17 protein-coding genes and 1 tRNA gene are annotated in these 18,833 nt (G+C 73.4%); 11 read left to right on the top strand and 7 right to left on the bottom strand.

Annotated elements, in window-relative coordinates; genetic code table 11:
• Positions 1-22 precede the first annotated feature (22 nt).
• Complete coding sequence (locus ACH4EB_RS12925) at positions 23-424, bottom strand: (2Fe-2S) ferredoxin domain-containing protein (RefSeq protein ID WP_398347460.1); 402 nt, start codon at positions 422-424, stop codon at positions 23-25.
• A 34-nt stretch (positions 425-458) separates the two neighbouring features.
• On the opposite strand from ACH4EB_RS12925, the gene ACH4EB_RS12920 reads away from it, so the two are divergent.
• Together ACH4EB_RS12920 and ACH4EB_RS12915 are read left to right on the top strand one after the other, a co-directional pair.
• Entirely contained in the window at positions 459-1,838 is a 1,380-nt protein-coding gene (locus tag ACH4EB_RS12920; protein ID WP_398347459.1) for a cytochrome P450, read from the top strand.
• A 508-nt stretch (positions 1,839-2,346) separates the two neighbouring features.
• A complete protein-coding gene (locus tag ACH4EB_RS12915) occupies positions 2,347-3,966 on the top strand; it encodes an ABC-F family ATP-binding cassette domain-containing protein (RefSeq protein ID WP_398347458.1) in 1,620 nt (539 codons plus the stop codon).
• Between the two features lie 80 nt (positions 3,967-4,046).
• Here the strand turns inward: ACH4EB_RS12915 and ACH4EB_RS12910 are convergent, their stop codons facing one another.
• Positions 4,047-4,766, bottom strand: a complete 720-nt coding sequence (locus ACH4EB_RS12910) for an HAD family hydrolase (RefSeq protein ID WP_398347457.1) — start codon at positions 4,764-4,766, stop codon at positions 4,047-4,049.
• A gap of 148 nt (positions 4,767-4,914) precedes the next feature.
• On the opposite strand from ACH4EB_RS12910, the gene ACH4EB_RS12905 reads away from it, so the two are divergent.
• Positions 4,915-5,418, top strand: a complete 504-nt coding sequence (locus ACH4EB_RS12905; RefSeq protein WP_398347456.1) for a DUF6314 family protein — start codon at positions 4,915-4,917, stop codon at positions 5,416-5,418.
• Between the two features lie 115 nt (positions 5,419-5,533).
• Here ACH4EB_RS12905 and ACH4EB_RS12900 read toward each other — a convergent pair whose 3' ends face one another.
• Positions 5,534-6,811: a DegT/DnrJ/EryC1/StrS family aminotransferase gene (locus ACH4EB_RS12900; protein WP_398347455.1), complete on the bottom strand. Its 1,278-nt coding sequence runs from the start codon at positions 6,809-6,811 to the stop codon at positions 5,534-5,536.
• Between the two features lie 231 nt (positions 6,812-7,042).
• On the opposite strand from ACH4EB_RS12900, the gene ACH4EB_RS12895 reads away from it, so the two are divergent.
• From ACH4EB_RS12895 to ACH4EB_RS12875, 5 genes are all read left to right on the top strand, one after another.
• Positions 7,043-7,867, top strand: a complete 825-nt coding sequence (locus tag ACH4EB_RS12895) for a class I SAM-dependent methyltransferase (RefSeq protein ID WP_398347623.1) — start codon at positions 7,043-7,045, stop codon at positions 7,865-7,867.
• 296 nt (positions 7,868-8,163) lie between these two features.
• A complete protein-coding gene (locus ACH4EB_RS12890; RefSeq protein WP_398347454.1) occupies positions 8,164-9,264 on the top strand; it encodes a phenazine biosynthesis protein in 1,101 nt (366 codons plus the stop codon).
• A 1-nt stretch (position 9,265) separates the two neighbouring features.
• The gene (locus ACH4EB_RS12885; protein WP_398347453.1) at positions 9,266-10,747 is read left to right on the top strand and encodes an aldehyde dehydrogenase family protein; all 1,482 of its coding nucleotides are present in this window, start codon (positions 9,266-9,268) and stop codon (positions 10,745-10,747) included.
• Positions 10,748-10,796: 49 nt separating this feature from the next.
• Entirely contained in the window at positions 10,797-11,831 is a 1,035-nt protein-coding gene (locus ACH4EB_RS12880) for a DUF1611 domain-containing protein (RefSeq protein ID WP_398347452.1), read from the top strand.
• 74 nt (positions 11,832-11,905) lie between these two features.
• Complete coding sequence (locus tag ACH4EB_RS12875) at positions 11,906-12,757, top strand: SMP-30/gluconolactonase/LRE family protein (RefSeq protein ID WP_398347451.1); 852 nt, start codon at positions 11,906-11,908, stop codon at positions 12,755-12,757.
• Positions 12,758-12,773: 16 nt separating this feature from the next.
• Here the strand turns inward: ACH4EB_RS12875 and ACH4EB_RS12870 are convergent, their stop codons facing one another.
• From ACH4EB_RS12870 to ACH4EB_RS12855, 4 genes are all read right to left on the bottom strand, one after another.
• Positions 12,774-14,024, bottom strand: a complete 1,251-nt coding sequence (locus ACH4EB_RS12870; protein WP_398347450.1) for an MAB_1171c family putative transporter — start codon at positions 14,022-14,024, stop codon at positions 12,774-12,776.
• Positions 14,021-14,584, bottom strand: a complete 564-nt coding sequence (locus tag ACH4EB_RS12865) for a toxin (protein ID WP_398347449.1) — start codon at positions 14,582-14,584, stop codon at positions 14,021-14,023. Before ACH4EB_RS12865 ends, ACH4EB_RS12870 begins: the two co-directional genes overlap by 4 nt.
• A gap of 8 nt (positions 14,585-14,592) precedes the next feature.
• Complete coding sequence (locus ACH4EB_RS12860) at positions 14,593-15,033, bottom strand: XRE family transcriptional regulator (protein WP_398347448.1); 441 nt, start codon at positions 15,031-15,033, stop codon at positions 14,593-14,595.
• A 519-nt stretch (positions 15,034-15,552) separates the two neighbouring features.
• Positions 15,553-15,640: transfer RNA gene (locus ACH4EB_RS12855), tRNA-Leu, on the bottom strand.
• Positions 15,641-15,876: 236 nt separating this feature from the next.
• On the opposite strand from ACH4EB_RS12855, the gene ACH4EB_RS12850 reads away from it, so the two are divergent.
• The 3 genes from ACH4EB_RS12850 (at position 15,877) to ACH4EB_RS12840 (ending at position 18,622) form a co-directional block, all read left to right on the top strand.
• Positions 15,877-17,202, top strand: coding sequence for a M20/M25/M40 family metallo-hydrolase (locus ACH4EB_RS12850; protein WP_398347447.1), 1,326 nt, complete (start codon positions 15,877-15,879; stop codon positions 17,200-17,202).
• A gap of 189 nt (positions 17,203-17,391) precedes the next feature.
• The gene (locus ACH4EB_RS12845; protein ID WP_361154179.1) at positions 17,392-17,625 is read left to right on the top strand and encodes a chaplin; all 234 of its coding nucleotides are present in this window, start codon (positions 17,392-17,394) and stop codon (positions 17,623-17,625) included.
• Positions 17,626-17,770: 145 nt separating this feature from the next.
• The gene (locus tag ACH4EB_RS12840; RefSeq protein ID WP_398347446.1) at positions 17,771-18,622 is read left to right on the top strand and encodes a chaplin family protein; all 852 of its coding nucleotides are present in this window, start codon (positions 17,771-17,773) and stop codon (positions 18,620-18,622) included.
• The last annotated feature ends 211 nt before the right edge of the window (positions 18,623-18,833 follow it).

The following is an 18,833-nucleotide window of genomic DNA, read 5'->3' as shown; positions in this document are numbered from 1 at the left end:
GCCCCGGAACAGGCGCCCGCGCTCAGCCCTCCAGAGCCTCCCGCACCCGTCGCGACACGGTGAACGCGTACAGGTCCAGCACCCCCGGCGGCTCCGCCAGGCCGGGGCCGCCGGCGCGTATCCAGGCGGCCACATCGTCCAGTGCCGCGTCGTCGTTGACCAGGCCCAGCCACACCGGGCGTCCGCCCGCCGCCCGGCCCGCGCGGGACGGCTGGACCACGATGACGTTGGCCTGATCGCAGACGTCCAGGCACTCGGAGGCGCGGACCTCGGCTTCGCCCGCCAGCGCGGCCCGCAGTCGCGGTATCTGCGCCGCGTGGTCCACGCCCGGGACCTTGCGCGGGTCGCCGCAGCAGCATCCGCGGCAGACGGTCACGCGGCAGGGGGTTTCGGCGGGCGCGCGGCCGGAACGCTTATTGATCATTTGCCCCATGCTACGCGGGGTAGGTATCGCCCTCATGACCCTCACCATACGAACCGGCCCGACGATTCCGGGGCCCAAGGGCGTCCCGTTTCTGGGCTCGCTGTTCGACCTGCGGCGGTCCACGCTCGACACGTTCGCGCGCGCCCGGCGCGAACACGGCGACGTGGTCCGCTTCGTGGCCGGCCCGCCCGGCCTGCGCAGCGTCTTCTACGGAGTGTTCTCGCCCGAGGGCAGCCAGCAGGTCCTGGCGTCCGGGGCCGCGAACTTCCGCAAGGACCACCCGTTCTACGAAGAGGTCCGGCAGTCGTTCGGCAACGGCCTGCTGACCAGCCAGGATGCCGACTATCTGCGGCAACGGCGGATCGTGCAGCCGCTGTTCACCAAACGCCGGGTGGACGGCTACGCGGCGGCCGTGGCGTCCGAGGCGCAGGCCGTCGCCGACCGCTGGCGGACCCCGCCCGGCGGCACCGTCGACCTGGTGGCCGAGATGAACCGGCTCGCGCTGCGCACGGTGTCCCGCATTCTGTTCGGCACGGACGTGGAGGCCGCGGTCGCCACCGTGCACCGTTGCTTCCCGGTGATCAACAAGTACGTGGTGCGGCGCGGCTTCTCGCCCCGCAACCCGCCGCGCCACTGGCCCACACCCGCCAACCGCAAGGCCGCCGCCGCGACGGCCGAGCTGCACGCGGTGTGCGACCGCATCGCCGCCGGACGGCGGGCCGGCGGGGCGCCCGACGACGGTGACGGCGTGGACCTCCTCTCGCTGCTGACCCGCGCGGGCACCGCGGAGGACGGCGGGCTGGACGCCACCGAGATCCGCGAACAGGTGCTGGTCTTCCTGCTGGCCGGCCACGAGACGACCGCGACCTCCCTGGCCTTCACCCTTCACCTGCTCGCCCGGCACCCCGGGGAACAGGCGCTGGTACGGGAGGAGATCGACACCGTACTGGCGGGGCGTGCCCCGGAGGCCACCGACCTGGAACGGCTGCCGCGGCTGACGCGGGCCCTCAAGGAGGCCATGCGGCTGTACCCGGCGGCGCCGGTGGTCAGCCGGCGCGGTGTCGCCGCCACCGGGATCGGCGGGCACCGGATCCCGGCCGGCGCGGACGTGATCGTCTCGCCCTGGGTGACCCACCGGCACCCGGACCTGTGGGAGGACCCGGAGCGCTTCGACCCGCTGCGGTTCACACCGGAGCGCGAGGCCGCGCGCCACCGCTACGCGTGGTTCCCCTTCGGCGGCGGCCCCCGGGCGTGCATCGGGCAGCACTTCTCGATGCTGGAGTCCGTGCTGGCCGCGGCGGTCCTGCTGCGTACGTACGAGTTGACGGCGGTGGACCACGAGGTGCCGCTCACCGCGGGCATCACCCTCCAGGCGGCGGGACCGGCGCGGGTGCGGCTGCGCGCCGTGAGCTGAGCGGGGGCGGGACGGGGCCGGGGGCAGGACGAGCCGGGCCGGGCCGGGGGACGAGCCGGACCGTGGGACGAGCCGGGCCGGGCCGGGGGACGAGCCGGACCGGGGGACGAGCCGGGCCGGGCCGGGGCGGGCGTCTGGAGACCGGGCCAGGAGCGAGCGGCACGGGAGGGCCGTCAGGAGCGTCGCCAAACGCAACGAAAATAGCGTTTGCGTTTTCGCTGCCGCCCCCGTACCGTTCTTCTCGGTCCCATTGCCGCCCGACAGGAGAAGGCCGTTGCTCGTCTGAGGTTCTGAGACACCGCGCCCACGGCGCGAGGTGCGACCGCACGCGAAGAGCGTGCCCGGCACCCGCCGTGCGCCCCTGTCCACGACCTCGGCGACCCGCTTCTCCGGCCCGCCCGCCGCCCCGGCTCACCGCTCGGTGCCGCCCCCCCCCGGCTCTCGTGGACCCTCCCGTGGTGTCTCCCGCGCTGTCACCCGTACCTTCACGCGCATCGAGGAGACCCGTATGACCGCCTCTTCCCCCTCCGCCGCAGCCTCCGTCACCTGCTCCGGCCTCGGCTTCACCTGGCCCGACGGCACCCCCGTTCTGGAGGACTTCCAGTTGACCGTCGGACCCGGGCGCACCGGCCTGATCGGTCTCAACGGAACGGGCAAGTCCACCCTGTTGAAGCTCATCGCCGGCCGGCTCCAGCCGACCGAGGGGACCGTCAAAGTGGCCGGCGAGGTCGGCTACCTGCCGCAGAACGTCGCCCTGGACACCGGGCTGCGGGTCGACGCGGCCCTCGGCATCGCCGAGACCCGCGCCGCCCTGCACGCCATCGAGAACGGAGACGCCGACGAGGCCAACTTCGCCGCGGTGGGCGACGACTGGGACGTGGAGGAGCGCGCCCGCGCCACCCTCGACCAGCTCGGCCTGCACTCCATCGGCCTCGACCGCACCATCGGCGAGGTGTCCGGCGGCGAGTCCGTCCTGCTGCGGCTGGCCGCGCTGCTGCTGCGCCGCCCCGACGTGCTGCTGCTGGACGAGCCGACCAACAACCTCGACCTGGACGCCCGCCGCAGGCTGTACGCGGCGGTGGCGGGCCGGCCCGGCGTCCTGATCGTGGTCAGCCACGACCGTGAACTGCTCGACCTCATGGACCGGATCGCCGATCTGCGCGACGGCGAGGTCCACTGGTACGGCGGCAACTTCACCGCGTACGAACACGTCCTCGCCACCGAGCAGGAGGCGGCCGAGCGCATGGTGCGGGTCGCCGAGGCCGATGTGGCCCGCCAGAAACGCGAACTGGCCGACGCGCACGTGAAACTGGCGCGCCGGAACCGGTACGCCAAGAAGATGTACGCCCAGAAGCGCGAGCCGAAGATCATCATGAACGGCCGCAAGGCCGCCGCCGAGGTCTCGTCCGGCAAGCACCGCATCATGCACACCGAGAAGCTCAAGGAGGCCAAGGAGCGGCTGGACGAGGCCGCCGAAGCCGTACGGGACGACGACGAGATCCGCGTCGACCTGCCGCACACCGAGGTGCCGCCGGGCCGCGGCGTGCTGACCCTGCGGGGACTGCGCGTCCGCTACGGCGCGTCCGCGGACATCGAGCTGCGCGGCCCGGAACGGGTGGCGCTGACCGGCCGCAACGGCTCCGGCAAGACCACCCTGCTGCGGACGCTGGCGGGCGAGATCCCGCCCGAGGAGGGCACGGCGGAGATCCATGTGCCGCACCGCTTCCTGCCGCAGCGGCTGGACGTCCTCGACGACGGGCTGACCGTCGCCGAGAACGTCGCCCGGTTCGCCCCGGACGCCACCGTCAACCGGGTCCGCGCCCGCCTGGCGCGCTTCCTGTTCAAGGGCGCCCGCGCCGACCAGCAGGCCGGCACGCTCTCCGGCGGCGAGCGGTTCCGCGCGACCCTCGCGGCGCTGATGCTGGCCGAGCCGGCGCCCCAGCTCCTCATGCTGGACGAGCCGACGAACAACCTGGACATGGCCTCGGTACGCCGGCTCGTCACGGCGCTGGAGTCCTACCGGGGCGCCCTGATCGTGGTCAGCCACGACGTGACGTTCCTCCGCGAGATCGGCATCACCCGCTGGCTCGCCCTGGACGGCGAACTGAAGGAGGCCGACCCGATGTGATCACCCCGGGCGGCGCGCGGAACCACCCAACGCCGCGCGCCGCCCGGGCCGTCCCCGACCCCGTCGGCCGTCCACACGGCTCAGAAGTGCCGCAGCAGCTCGGCGAACGTCTCCAGGTGGAGCACCTGGTCGTCGGCCGGGTCGAGCACGCCGTGCTCCAGCACCCAGGTGTGGGCGTTCGGGATGAACACCGCGTTCAGGCCCGCCTCCCGGGCCGGCAGGATGTCCGACTTGGGGGAGTTGCCGACCATCCAGGTGTCCGCCGGCGTCAGCGCACACGTCCGGACCAGCTCCTGGTACGTGCCGGCGTTCTTCTCCGGCACGATGTGCACCCCGCGGAAGTGGTGGGCCAGCCGGGACGCCGCCACCTTCGCACGCTGCTCCCGGGCGTCGCCCTTCGTCAGCATCAGCAGCTCGTGCCGCCCGGCCAGCTCCGCCAGGGTCTCGGCCACCCCGGGGATCAGCTCCACCTCGTCCGCCTCGAAGGCCCGCGCCCAGCCCGCGATCCGCGCCAGCTCCGCCGCACTGGCCTCCCGCAGCCGCACCCGCCGCACACACTCGCCGAGGCTGCGCAGGAACACCTTGCTGCCGTAGCCGTGCACCAGGGCGTTGGCGGCCTCGATCTCGTCCAGCAGGGCCCGTACGCCGTCCCGGCCCAGCTCCGGGTGGTCCAGCCAGGTCAGGAACTCCTCGATGACCCGCTCGAAGATCACGTTGTTCTCCCACAACGTGTCGTCGGCATCGAAGACCAGCACCTGCCGCGCCCGGCGCGTCCCGGATCCGCCGCCCACTGCGCTCACACCGTCTCCTCGTGTTCCTCGCCGTCCCGGTCGGGAGGCGTTCCCGGCCCCACGGCACCCTACTGACCGGGGACGCGCGTACGCACCGCGTTTCCCCGCGCACCGGCCCGGCCGCCGCGGGCGCACCGGCACCGGCGACAATGGCGCCATGCCCACAGAGCCCGCCGCCGCGACCGCTCCCGGCGGCCCGTACGCGGTCCCGGACACCGCGGCCTACCTGGCCGGCCGCTGGACGATCGACCGCACGGTGCTGGACGCCCGTACCGGTACGCGAGGGACCTTCCACGGTACGGCGCACTTCCGGCCCGAGACCCGGGAGGGCTCCGAGGGCGCCCCCGGCGTGCTGCTGCACGTCGAGGAGGGCGAACTGACCTGGAACGGCACCACCACCCCGGCCACCCGCACCCTGCGGCTGTGCCCCCGCCCGGACGGCACCGCCGTCGTCACCTTCGCCGACGGCCGTCCCTTCCACGACCTCGACCTGCGCACCGGCCACTGGACCGCCCGCCACCCCTGCGCCGCCGACCTCTACGACGCCGAATTCACCGTCGTCTCGCCGGAGGAGTGGCACCTGCGCTGGCAGGTGGGCGGCCCGGCCAAGTCCCAGGTGCTTTACTCGGTATACCGAAAAACGGTTCACCCGGGGCGGTGAGCGCTCCCACCGACAGCGGATCACCGCATCCGGGCCGGCCGCCGAGCGTCGGGAGTCCGTGCCGGAAGGGGCCGGTGGGCCCGCACTGTTCTTGGCGCGGCGTCCGTGAAGCACCTCACGGGGCCGTGCCCCAGTCCTCCGGATCGAGTACGGCCGCCATCCGGTCCAGCGCGCGCTCCGGCATGCCGGGGCGCAGTGGCAGGCATACGGCATGCCGTACGAGGTGCGCCGCGGTTCGCGCGCCCTGCCGGTGGCCGGGCGGTGCCGGTACGGCGCCCAGTGTGGTCGGCCGTGCCGCGTCGAAGCCGGCGGACCGTAGACGGGCGGTCGTCGCGGCCGGGTCCGGGGTGGGTACGGCGCACAGCCAGTACGTGTGCACGGGCGCGCTCGCGCCGTACACCGGCGCCGGATCGGGCAGCCGCGCCATCAGCCGCCGGGCCGTCGCCGCCCGCCGCGCCACCGCCCGCGCGGTGCCCGCGGCGCGCAGCCGCCGGTCCAGCAGGGCGAGCAGCGCGGAGCCGGGCCGGTGCCGGATCGCGGGCAGAAGGTCCTTGCCGGCGAACGCGCCCACCGCGTCCTGGAGCCCGCTCGTGCGGCCGCGACCCAGCGCTCCGGCGGCGGCCACCGCACCGGTGTACACCGGCCGCGTCGTGAGCAGCGCCAGCAGGGCGTACTTGGCGACCCGCCGGGCCTGGTCGCCCTGACCCTGTAGCGGCCACTCCCGGTGCAGCGCGCGCATCGACGCCAGCAGACCGGGATCGCGTACGACCGCCACCGCGCCGCCCAGCGCGGTGGCGGTCTTGATCGGGCCGAAACTGAACAGGGACATGTCCGCGCCGGGGCTGCCCCGGAAGTCCGGGCCGCTGTACGCCTGGGCGCAGTCCTCGACCAGCAGCCAGCCATGCCGCGCGGCGAGTTCCGGCAGGGGGCCCAGCGGCGCCTGGGTGCCCAGGAGGTGGGCGACGACGACGGCCTTCGTCCGCGGGGTGGCGGCGGCTTCCCACTGCGCGGCGGTGGGCAGCAGGGTGCCCGCGTCGAGATCCACCGGGACCGGCACCAGCCCGTGTTCCGTCACGATCCGCCACATGTCGGGGATCGTGACGGCGGACATCAGCACCTCACTGCCGCGTGGCAGCGCGGCGGCGCTCAGCGCCAGATCCAGCGCGCTGCGCACCGACAGCGTCGCCAGACACCGGTCCGCGCCGCCTGACGGCGCGTGCGTGCTCCCGTCCGTACCGTCCTGCGCCGCGTGCGCGCTTCCGTCCGTACCGCCGTCCCCGAACCGCCGTTCCACGGTGGCCGCCCACCGTCCGGCGTCCCCGCCCCGCCCGCAGGCCGCCATCGCGTACGCGAGATCCGGCCAGCCGATGTCGAAACTCTTCGGTGGATACACCGCACACCACCTCCTCACCGGAACGGACGCACGCCGCCGCCGCGCACCTGACCGGCGGCGGCCACGGCCGGGCATCCGGCCGGGCGCCCGGCCGTGCACCTGCGCCCCGGCGGCCCCGCCGTGGCATCCGCCCGCGGGCCGCCGGGTAGGGACGCCGTCGTGACTACACAGGACAGCACGCCCGACCAGGACAGCCCGCCCGACCGGGCCAGTGCCCCCACGACCGACGCCATGCTGCGGGCCAATCAGGAGAACTGGGACGCCCGTACCCCGGTGCACGTGGCCAGCGCCTTCTACGGTCTGGACGGCTCACGGACCGCCGACGACTGGTTCGCCCCCTTCGAGTGGGCGGACCTCGGGCCCCTGGAGGGACGCGACGTCCTGCACCTCCAGTGCCATCTCGGCACCGAGACACAGGCGTTCGCCGAGCGGGGCGCCGCGCACACCGTCGGCCTGGACTTCTCCGGCGCGGCCCTGGCCCAGGCGCGCCGTCTGGCGGCCGACGGCGGACGGGACATCGAGTTCGTCCAGGCCGATGTGCACCGGGCCGCCGAAGCGCTGGGCGGCCGCCGCTTCGACGTGGTGTACACGGGCAAGGGCGCGCTCTGCTACCTGCCGGACCTGCCCCGGTGGGCCGAGGTGGTCGCCGGGCTGCTGCGGCCGGGCGGCATGCTGTACGTGGTCGAGTTCCACCCGCTGCTCAACTCCCTGGGCGCCGCACCCGATCCCGGCCGCGCCCCGGAGGGCGCGGGGTTGCTGCTGGCCCACGACTACCTGGAGGGCCGGGGCGCGATCCGCAGCGACGCGCCGCACACGTACACGGACGGGCCGCCGGTGGCGGGCGCGACGACCAGTTACGAGTGGCGGCACGGCCTCGGGGAGACCGTCACCGCGCTCGTCGGCGCCGGGCTGACCGTCGACCTGCTGCGGGAGACGGACCTGCTGCCCTGGAAGCGCTTCGCGACGATGGAGCAGGCGGACAACGGCTGGTGGCGGCTGCCCCCGCAGGAACCGCGCGTCCCCCTGATGTTCGCGCTGCGGGCCACCAGCCCCTGAGCCGTACGACGGGTCCCGGCCCCGCGGGCAGGGAGCTACGACGGTCCCGGCCCCGCGGGCGGAGAAAGCGGAACCCCCGGGCCGGGGCCCGGCGTGCCCGGTCATCCAGCGATCAGCAGCGAGGATACGGTTTTGGCCAGCCCCCGTCCGCTTCAAGCCGGAATGCCCGGGGCCGCATTGCCCCGATCAAACATCCCATGATCCGGTGGATTCACCGGACGGACCCGGTCCGGGGCGGCCCCCGCCCCGAACCGCCCGCCGCCCGAAGGCACCCAGCCAGCAGAGAGGTGAACCAGATGCGCGACGTGGATGCCGTACTCGGCACGCCCTGGCACGAACTGCCCTCCGCCGACGCCGTCGTGGCCGCGGCCATGGAATGGCACTTCGACCCCGCCACCGGCTCCCGGTTCTGGGTGGAGCGCGCCGCGTCGCTGCCCTTCGACCCGCGCAAGGACATCACCACCCTCGCCGACCTCGACCGCTTCCCCGACGTCAGCGCCGAGTGGCGGGACGTACCGGTCGAGGACCTGATGCCCGCGGGGCTGCGCGGCCTCGGCAGGCAGCCCTCCGTCTGGGAGAGCGGCGGCACCACCGGCGCGCCCAAGCGGATCGTCGACCTCGGCCAGTGGGAACGCAACACCCGCTGGTGGTCCGAGGTCCTCGACGAGCACGGCTTCCCCTCCGGCGACGGCAACCTCCTCTTCCTCGGCCCCACCGGCCCGCACGTCGTCGCCGACGCGCTGCGCGGCCTCGCCCGGCTGCGCGACGCGGTGTTCTTCCCGGTCGACCTCGACCCGCGCTGGGTACGGCGGTGCCTCCAGGACGGTCAGTCCGACATCGCCCGGCACTACGTCGACCACATCCTCGACCAGGCCGAGTGGGTGCTCACCTCGCAGCACATCTCCCTGCTGTACGCGACCCCGCCCCTCCTGGAGGCGATCGCCGAACGCCCGCGGCTCGCCGGACTGGTCCGCGACAAGGTGCGCGGCATCCTGTGGGGCAGCACCTCCATCGACCCCGAGACACTCCGGCTGCTGTCCTCCGAGGTCTTCCCCGAAGCGGCCTTCAGCGGCCTGTACGGGAACACGATGATGGGCGCGGCACCCCAGCGCCCGGCCGTGCCCGACGACACCGAACCCTGTGTCTTCCAGAGCTTCCACCCGTACGTGCACCTGTCCCTGCTCGACCCCGGCGACCTGTCCCGCGAGGTGGCGTACGGCGAGCGCGGGCGGGTGTGCATGCGCCAGCTCAGCCCGGAGGTGCTGCTGCCGCGCGTACTCGAACGGGACACCGCGGTCCGCGTCGCGCCGGTGCCGGGCTTCGCGGGTGACGGGGTGGCCGACATCCAGCCGTTCACCGACGGCGGCGGCACGAAGATCGTCGAGGGGGTGTACTGACGTGCCCGGCCACCCGGAATCGGCCACCGGCCCCGACGCCGGCCCCGACGCCGGCACCGACATCGCCGTCGAACGCCCCTCGGGCCCGTACCGCTCCGCCAGTCGCGCCACCTTCACCGACGCCACCGGCAGCCCGGCGGGCGAACTCTCCCTCGCGCCGCCCCTGCTGATCCGCCAGGTGATCAACGAGATGCGCGCCGCGCCGGAACAGCCCGCCGGGGAACGCCTCGCGGCCCTCGCCCGCGCGGGGGAGCTGTTCGCCACCGCGATCCTGGACGGCGAGACCCCGGACGCGTACTGCCGCCGCCAGGCCCTGGTCTCCGGGCTGCCGGTGTCCGTCGCCCGCCGCACCCTCGACCGGGCGGCCCGGACCGGCCGGGCCGCGGCCGACACCCTCGCCGCCCAACGCCCGGCCGGCGCACGGCTCCTCGACGACCTGCCGGCCACCGGCGCGACGGCGGTATGGGTCCGCAAGGGCGACGTCCTCGGCGTCCTGGCGCCCGGCAACCACCCGGCCACCCATGTGGAGTGGTTGGGTGCCCTCGCCCTCGGCCACCGCGTCGCCGTACGCCCCTCCCAGCGCGACCCGTTCACCCCGCGGCGACTGATCCGCGCCCTGCGCGAGGCCGGCCTGGCACCCGCGTACACGGCGCTGCTGCCGACCACCCACGAGCACGCGGAAGCCCTCGTCGAGCAGGCCGACCTCGGTCTGGTCTACGGCGGTGACGGCGTCGTCGCCCGCTACGCCGACAGCCGGCGGGTGCTCGCCCAGGGCCCCGGCCGCTCCAAGATCCTGATCACCCGGGACGTGCCCTGGCGCGACCACCTGGACACCATCGCCGACTCCATCGCCGCCGACGCCGGCGTGCAGTGCCTCAACGCCAGCGCCGTCCTGTGCGAGGACGACCCGTACGGCCTCGCCGAGGCCCTCGCCGAACGGCTCGCGCGCCTGCCGCCGCTGCCCGCCGACCACCCCGAAGCGGCGCTGCCCGTACGGCCGCTGGCCGAGGCCCGGCGCCTCGCGCAACAGGTGCACGACAGCGTCGGCACGCACCTGGCGGCCGCCCCGGGCACGGACCCCGCCGAACGGTTCCTCGCCGACCTGGGCGACGGCAGCGCCGTCCTCCGGCCGGTCGTCGTCGCCCTCGACAGCCCGCGCGACCCGCGTTTCGGCACCGAACTGCCCTTCCCGTACGCGACCGTCGCGCCCTGGCGGCCGGACCTGCGCCCGGCCGCGTTCGGCCGGACCCTGTCCCTCACGGTGCTGAGCCAGGACGCGGGCCTGGTACGCGCGTGCCTCGCGAGCCCGCTCGTCCGCAACGTCCACCAGGGCGACGTCCCCACCCACTGGACCCGCCCCGGGCTGCCGCACGACGGCTCGCTCGCCGAGTTCCTGATGGAGTCGAAGACCTTCGCGGGCGGGGCCGGGGGAGCGGCGGCCGGGGCGGGTTCCGGCGTTCCACGGGAAAGATCCGGTGGGTAGGGTTCCGCACATGGTCTTTTCCGGGTTTTCTCGGCTTCCGCTCCGCGCCGTGCTCTTCGCCGACGGGGTGTTCGCGCGTCTCGAAGGCAAGACCGCGCAAGGGGTGCTGCGGCACAGCACCGTCCTCGACACGGTGGCGGTCGTGGACCGCCTGCACCCGTCCGGCACCACGGAGTCCATGGTGCCCGGGACCGGCGTCCCGGTCGTCTCCTCGCTGGAGGAGGCCCTGCCGTACGGGCCGGAGGCGCTGGTCGTGGCGATGACCGAGTCCGACCACGTGGCGGTCGTGGACGGCGAGGTACGGCACGCGCCGCGCCCGCCGGGCGACCTGCCGGAGTTCTGGTGGGAGCAGATCGCCACCGCCGTACGCAACGGCCTGCACGTCATCTCCTGTCTCCACCTCCAGCTCCGGCACACGGAATTCGCCGACAAGACCGCGAACGGGCAGCAACTGGTCGATGTCCGGCGCCCGTACGACGAACTGCCGAAGTACTCGGGCCGCCTCAAGCGCTCGCGCGCCGCCCTCGTCCACGTGGCGGGCAGCGACTGCGTGGTCGGAAAGCGGACCGTCGCCCTCCAACTGCACCGGGAGGCCCGGGCGCGCGGCATCGACTCCGGGTACGTCGGCACCGGCCAGACCTGTCTGCTCGCCGGCTGCACGGAGGGCGCGATCATCGACCGTGCCCCCGTCTTCCAGGCGGCCGGGCTCGTCGAGCACCTGGTGCAGCGGGCGGACCCCCGGCACGACCTGCTGGTCATCAAGGGCCAGGCGTCCGTGCTGCACCCCGCCTTCGGCGGCCTGGCCACCGCGATCCTCCAGGGCTCGCAGCCCGACGCCGTCGTCTTCGTGCACGACCCGCGCCGCACCCACCGTTACCACTGGGAGCACCTGCCGGTGGGCGACCCGCGCAGCGAGATCCGTATGGTGGAGGAGCTGGGCGGAGCCCCCGTCGTCGCCGTCGCCACCCGCGGCCGGGACAACGTGGCGAGCCTGCGCCCGCTGGGCCTGCCGGTCGTCGACGTCCTCGACGGCGACGGCACGGCGGAACTGATGGACGCGCTCGGCCCCGTACTGACCCCGTGAACCGGCCCGCTCCGGGCCCGGACGCGTAAGAGTCTGTATCCCAGCGGAGCCCCGATGTTCCCGTGACGAGGAGAATGTGCGCTGTGAGTGTTGAAGTGGCCCTGACCGTACGGGCGCACTTTGCCGAATGCCCCGCCTGGGACGCCGCCACCGGCACCCTGCTGTGGGTCGACATGAACGAGGGCGCGGTGCACCGCTACCGCCCGGCCGACGGCGGCGACACGGTCACCGCCGTCGGCCAGCCGGTGGCGGCGGCGCTGCCCCGGGCGGGCGGCGGCCTGGTGCTGAGCCTGCGCGACGGCGTCGCGGTGGCCGGACCGGACGGGGCGCGGCGGTGGCTCACCGAGTGGTCGCAGGAGGGCGTGCGCGGCAACGACGCGGGCATCGACGCCCAAGGCCGCCTGTGGGTGGGCACCATCGCCGGCGAGACCTCCCCGGGCTGGCTGGCGCGCATCGACGCCGACGGCACCGCGCACACCGCCGCGACCGGCATCGAGCTGAGCAACGGCATCACATGGAGCCCCGACGCGACCCGGATGTACTACGTGGACACCCGCACCCGCCGGATCGACGTCTTCGACTACGACCTCGACACCGGCAAGGCGGCCAACCGCCGCGTGCTCACCGACATCACCGGCACCGAGGGCCTGCCGGACGGCATGTGCACCGACACCGACGGCGGCGTCTGGGTGGCCCTCTTCCGCGGCGGAGCGGTCCGCCGCTACACCCCGGACGGGCGGCTGGACCGCGAGATCACCCTGCCCGCCTCGCTGACCACCTCCTGCGGCTTCGGCGGCCCCGACCTGACCGACCTCTACGTCACCTCGGCCCGCCGCGACCTCGGGGACGTCGAGCCGGAGGCCGGGAACCTCTTCGTCGTGCCCGGCGTCGCCCAGGGGCTGGAAGGCGTGCCGTTCGCCGGGTGACCGCGCCCGTACGGGGCTACTGTCCGGCCCGTGCCGCCGCGGGCCGGACCCGCGCGAACGCGCGGGACACCTGCACCAGCCACGCCACGTCGGCGGAGAAGTCCGGCCCGCCCGCCGCCATGGGCACCGGCGCCCCGTCCGTGTCCGGACGCTTCCGCGCGGTGCCGGCCGGACCGTCCACCGACAGGTCGTCCGGGGCGTCCGTCGCCCGGCCGTCCGGTACGGGCCCGGGCCCCCGGGGCCCGGCCGCCAGTGCCGCCGCGATGTGCGCCGCCTCCACCTCCGCGGGGCGCTCCCCGGCCCCCCGCCCGGGCGCCGGCACCGCGCCCGGATCACCGTGGTGCCCGCGCAGCGCCAGACACCCGTCCCGGATCTCGATCACCCGGCGGTGCAGATGGAACCGCAGGTCGTACAGGGCCGACAGGTCACTGCCGGTGCTGGACGGCAGGGAGATCTCCGGATGGGCCTGGTGCAGGGCCAGCCACAGCGGGCGCAGCAGCCGGTAACTGCGGTAGTCGGCCAGCCAGCTCCGGGCGGCGGAGACCCGCGGCCCCCACAGCGGCGCGGTCCAGCCGACGATGTTGAGGACCATGCCGACCGTCAGCGTCGTACGGGACACGTCGGACCAGCGCAGCGGGTTCCAGCCGTACTGCGCCAGGAACACGTCGGCGTACCGCCCGGCCGGATAGACCAGCTCGATGGCGGCTCCGGCCGCCGCGATGCGCAGCCCGCGCCGCACCCACGCGTGGTCGGTGAGCTTGGCGAAGTGCCAGCAGGCGCGGGCCACCAGGACCTTGCCGACCACGAACGCGGTGAGGTAAGCGGCCTGGTAGGCGACGAAGAACGGCTGGTCGCCGGGGTGTTTGAAGACGTTGCGCGGCGGGCCCTGGAGGGTCGCCAGGAAGAACAGCACCACCATCGTCACCGGGACGACGGCGAGCAGCAGCAGACGCCGCCTGGCCCGTACCCGCGCCTCGGCCCTCGGGTGGATCCAGTGGATCAGCAGGATCTGCTGGCTGGCGAGCACCGCGATGATCCAGAGCTGGACCGACACGTTGTACCAGGTGATGGTGCCGAACAGGGTGCCCGTCCAGCGGACGGGGGTGGACATCGACAGGTACATCCCCTGGCACCCGAAGGAGACGCACAGTGCCGTCAGCCCCGCGTTGCGGCGGTGACCGCGCAGCAGCGGTACGAGGGTGTAGGCGAACGCGATCCAGCAGGCGAGCGCGGCGATCGGGTACCGGATGTGGGTGATGCCGGTCATGAACCGTCCTCACGGCGCCAGTTCAGCGATCCGTGGATGCGGCCCAGGGCGCTGTCGGGGTCCGGCGCCGCCGTGCCCCCGCGCGGACCGGCGCGCAGCGCCTCCCCGAGGAGAAAGGCCATGACCTCCGCTTCCTGTTCCTGGGCGTCCGAGTAGCCCTCGCGGTACAGCAGGTCCTGTACGAGGGACGGGTCGAGGTCGGGGAAGAGCAGGGTGCCGGGGTCGGTGCCGGGGACGCCGACGCCGTGATGGCCGCAGATCATGTGGGCCAGTTCGTGGGCGATGATGTGTTCCTGATGGTGGCGGCTGGTGAGCGCCTCGTAGACGACGTAGTCCGTGCCGGGGAAGGACAGCCACAGGCCGCACGGCCCCGAGGTCTCCATCGGCATGGCCACCAACTGGATCTCCCGGCCCCGTACCCGGGCCAGGTGGTCGCACAGGTGCGGGAGGTCGTAGGAGGCGGGAAGCCCGAACGACGCCAGCTTTTCCCGGCACTGCCGGCGCATGGCCTTCATCCCGGAAGACCCGCTGCCGTGGCGGTCACGCCAGGGGAAAGGCATCCGGAGCACTACTCCTCGCCGTCGGCCGAACGGCTCGGCTGCCGGCCGCGGGGCGCGCCGGTGGTGCCGTGCATCATGCTGACCTCGCGGATGATGCGGGCCAGGGACTTGCGGCCGGAGTCGTCCATGCTCATGGCGCGCAGCGCGATGTCGCGGACCTCCGCGTTGCCCATCGCGGAGGCGAGGGCGAGCTGGGAGTCGACGCGGTCGGCGGTGCCGTCGTCGAAGAAGTAGGCCACCGGCACCCGGAAGAACGCCGCGAGCGCCTCCAGGTGGCGCTTGGTGGGGTTGGTGCGCTGGCCGGTGCGGAGCTGCCAGACGTAGGTCTTGGAGAACGTGCCGCCGCTCAGTTCGCTGCACCCGCGGGCGACTTCCTCGTAGGTGTACTCACGGCCGTTCGCGCGGATGGTGGTGAACAGCTTGTCGACCTTCCCGGCCAGTGACGACATCAGGGCTCCTTCGTAGTGCGCCGGGTGAGCTGCCTGGGAGTGCCAACTCATCCTAGTTGACAGGACTCTTGCGTGCACTTACCGTCGGGATCGCGTTAGCGGAGATGAACAGAGCAGTTCCGATGTCCACTCACGCGGACGACGGGGGTGTCCGCATGAGGGAGAGCTCGTCGCGACGGCGACCGGTTGCCACGGTCGCGCGGCGCCGGCGCGATGAGTCGCTGTTCGTCGACGGCGCGGCCGGCCCCTCACGCGCACCCGCCCGGGCCGCCGTCGCTTCGGGCCGACGGCCGAGAGCCGCGGCCCCGACGGAGAACGCGGCGCGGTACGCACCGGAGTCCCTCACGAACGGCCGGTCGAATCTGTAGGGCGACAGGTCCACCTACGCGGTGCGTCCGGAACACCGGGCACGGACACCGGGCACGGACACCGGCCCCGCGCACCCGCCCGATCGCGTGACGACCCGCACCGCACGCCCCGGAAACGCAGAAAAACCCCAGGCGAGCTGGGGTTTCTTGCTGGTGTCCGAGGGGGGACTTGAACCCCCACGCCCGATAAAGGGCACTAGCACCTCAAGCTAGCGCGTCTGCCATTCCGCCACCCGGACCAGGTGTCTGCCGGTGCGGCCCGCTGGGCCGTTCCGACATGGAAAACAATAGCAAACGTTCAGGGGTGGTCGATCACGGCCGTCCGGTGCCAGGGGTGCGCCTGTGACCAGCACATGTCGGGAGTATTGCGGCCTTGGGCGCAGCGCCGCCGAGGGGGAGGATGGCGGTGGACCCCCGCCGCGGTCCGTGCCCCACCAGGAGGACGGCGCGCGGCCGTGAACCATGAGGAGGCAGTGTGAGCGAGTCGCAGCCGGCCCGTACGGTCACCGGCGAGGACGAGGTCGTCGATCTGTGCCGGGACCTGATCAGGATCGACACGAGCAACTACGGCGACCATTCCGGCCCCGGTGAGCGCGCCGCCGCCGAGTACGTGGCGGAGAAGCTCGCCGAGGTCGGACTGGAACCGCGGATCATCGAGTCGCACAAGGGCCGCGCCTCGACGGTGGCCCGCATCGAGGGCACGGACCCGTCGCGGCCCGCGCTGCTGATCCATGGGCACACCGACGTGGTGCCCGCCAACGCGGAGGACTGGACCCACCACCCGTTCTCCGGGGAGATCGCGGACGGCTGCGTGTGGGGCCGCGGCGCGGTCGACATGAAGGACATGGACGCGATGACGCTCGCGGTCGTCCGCGACCGTCTGCGCTCCGGCCGCAGGCCGCCCCGCGACATCGTGCTCGCCTTCCTCGCCGACGAGGAGGCGGGCGGCGTGTACGGCGCCCGGCACCTCGTCGACAAGCACCCCGGGCTCTTCGAGGGGGTGACGGAGGCCATCGGCGAGGTCGGCGGCTTCTCCTTCACCGTCAACGAGAACCTGCGGCTGTATCTGGTCGAAACGGCCCAGAAGGGCATGCACTGGATGCGGCTGACCGTGGACGGCACGGCCGGCCACGGCTCCATGACCAACAGCGACAACGCGATCACCGAGCTGTGCGAGGCGGTCGGGCGGCTGGGCCGGCACAAGTTCCCGGTGCGGGTCACCAAGACCGTACGGTCCTTCCTCGACGAGCTGTCGGACGCCCTGGGCACCGAGCTGGACCCGGAGGACATGGAGGAGACGCTCGCCAAGCTGGGCGGCATCGCGAAGATCATCGGTGCCACGTTGCAGAACACCGCGGCCCCGACCCAACTGGGGGCCGGCTACAAGGTCAACGTCATCCCGGGGCAGGCGACCGCGGCCGTCGACGGCCGGTTCCTGCCCGGCCACGAGGAGGAATTCCTCGCCGATCTGGACCGCATTCTCGGCCCGCGGGTCAAGCGCGAGGACATTCATGCCGACAAGGCACTGGAGACCGGTTTCGACGGTCCTCTGGTGGCGGCCATGCAGTCGGCGCTGAAGGCCGAGGACCCGATCGCCCGGGCCGTTCCGTACATGCTCTCCGGTGGTACGGACGCGAAGTCCTTCGACGACCTCGGTATCCGGTGCTTCGGCTTCGCGCCGCTCAAGCTGCCGCCGGAGCTGGACTTCGCCGGGATGTTCCACGGCGTGGACGAGCGGGTGCCGGTCGACGGACTGAAGTTCGGTACGCGTGTACTCGACCGGTTCATCGAGCAGAGCTGAGCGGCGAAATCGCGCTTAGCGGCGCGGGAATTCGGGCCCTGACGTGGTACGCGGGCCGGCCAATCGGCCAGGCGTACGCATGTAGCCGGAACGGGTGAATGGCGTCATAGGCTCGTAGCTTCATCACCTTCTCCTCGTTGCAGAGAGTGCGGTCCGCGGCTGGGACCGCATTGCCAACAAGGAGGAATAATGATCAAGAAGGTCGTCGCTGCCGCGGCTGCCACCGGCGGTCTGGTGCTCGCTGGCGCGGGCATCGCCGTCGCCGACGCGGGGACGCAGGGCGCTGCCCTGAACTCCCCGGGCGTCATTTCGGGCAACACCCTCCAGGTGCCGATCCACGTGCCGATCAACCTGTGCGGCAACACGATTGACATCATCGGGCTGTTGAACCCTGCCTTTGGCAACACCTGCGTCAACGACTGACGCTGTGCCTGGACCCGTAAGGCTGTAATCCCGGTCGGCTCCGGAGTGCGCGCCATGCACTCCGGAGCCGACGGTTGTTCCGGCCCGCGGACGTGTGATGTGCCGCGGGCCATTCGGAAGGTCAGAGGCAGGGGAGAGCGAACCTATGCGACAGGTCGCGAAAAAGGGCCTGATCACGGTGGCGGCAGCGGGCGGCGTACTGGCCGTCGCGGGCAGCTACGCGCACGCGGATTCCGGTGCCCAGGGGAATGCGGCGCATTCCCCCGGGGTGTTGGCCGGTAATGCCGCCCAAGTTCCCGTGGACGTCCCGGTGCAAGCCTGCGGGAATTCCGCGAACGTCGTCGGGCTGCTGAATCCCGCCATGGGAAATCGCTGCGACAACGGCGGCGGCTCCCGTGGCGACCGGGGGCACGGCAGCAGCCGGCACGGCGGTGGGGCCGGCGCGCAGGGCTCGGCGCAGGGATCGCCCGGCGTCGGCTCGGGCAACACCATCCAGGCGCCGGTCCACGCGCCCGTCAACGCCTGCGGCAACTCGGTGTCGGTCGTCGGCATCGGCAACGCCGTCAACGCCAACGGCTGCGCCGACCAGGGCAGCAGCAGGACCGGGGACGGCACCGGAACCGGCACCGACCACCGCTCGACGCCGGACACCCGGCCCGGGCAGGACCCGCGGCCGTCCGGCGGCCACGCGACCCCGCGGGCCCCGGGCGGCGGCGCCTCCCCGGCCGAGGACCGCGCGGGCGAGCCGGCGGGTGCGGTCCCGGGGCAGCGGCCGCACACGACGGACACGGCGGGCGCCGTGCAGGAGCGGACACCGCAGGCCGCCGGGCAGAAGGAGGAGTCGGCGCCGCGGATGCGGATCGTCACCCCGCCCCAGGGGACGGAGCACCTCGCCCAGACCGGTGCGGGAGCGCTCGGCATCGCGCTGCCGGCGAGCGCGGGTCTGCTGATCGGCGGTGCGGTGCTCTACCGACGCGCGCGTTCCGCACGGGCCTGAACCGTCCGCGGGTGTTCGCCCGCGACCGGCCCGGCGGCCGGGCGTACCGCGGTCCCCGGCGGAGGTGACCGGTCATCCGCCGGTCCGGCCGCGTCCGCAGACCGGTACGACAGAGCGGGCCCCGCGCCGGCGGGGCCCGCTCTGTCGTATCCGGGACTGTCCTGTTCGAAACTGTCCTGTTCGTGGCTGTCGGTCACCGGGCCACCGGTCA

Source organism: Streptomyces sp. NPDC018045 (assembly GCF_044327445.1).
In the GTDB taxonomy this organism is placed as follows: domain Bacteria; phylum Actinomycetota; class Actinomycetes; order Streptomycetales; family Streptomycetaceae; genus Streptomyces.
This window is presented reverse-complemented; position numbering and strand designations above follow the sequence as displayed.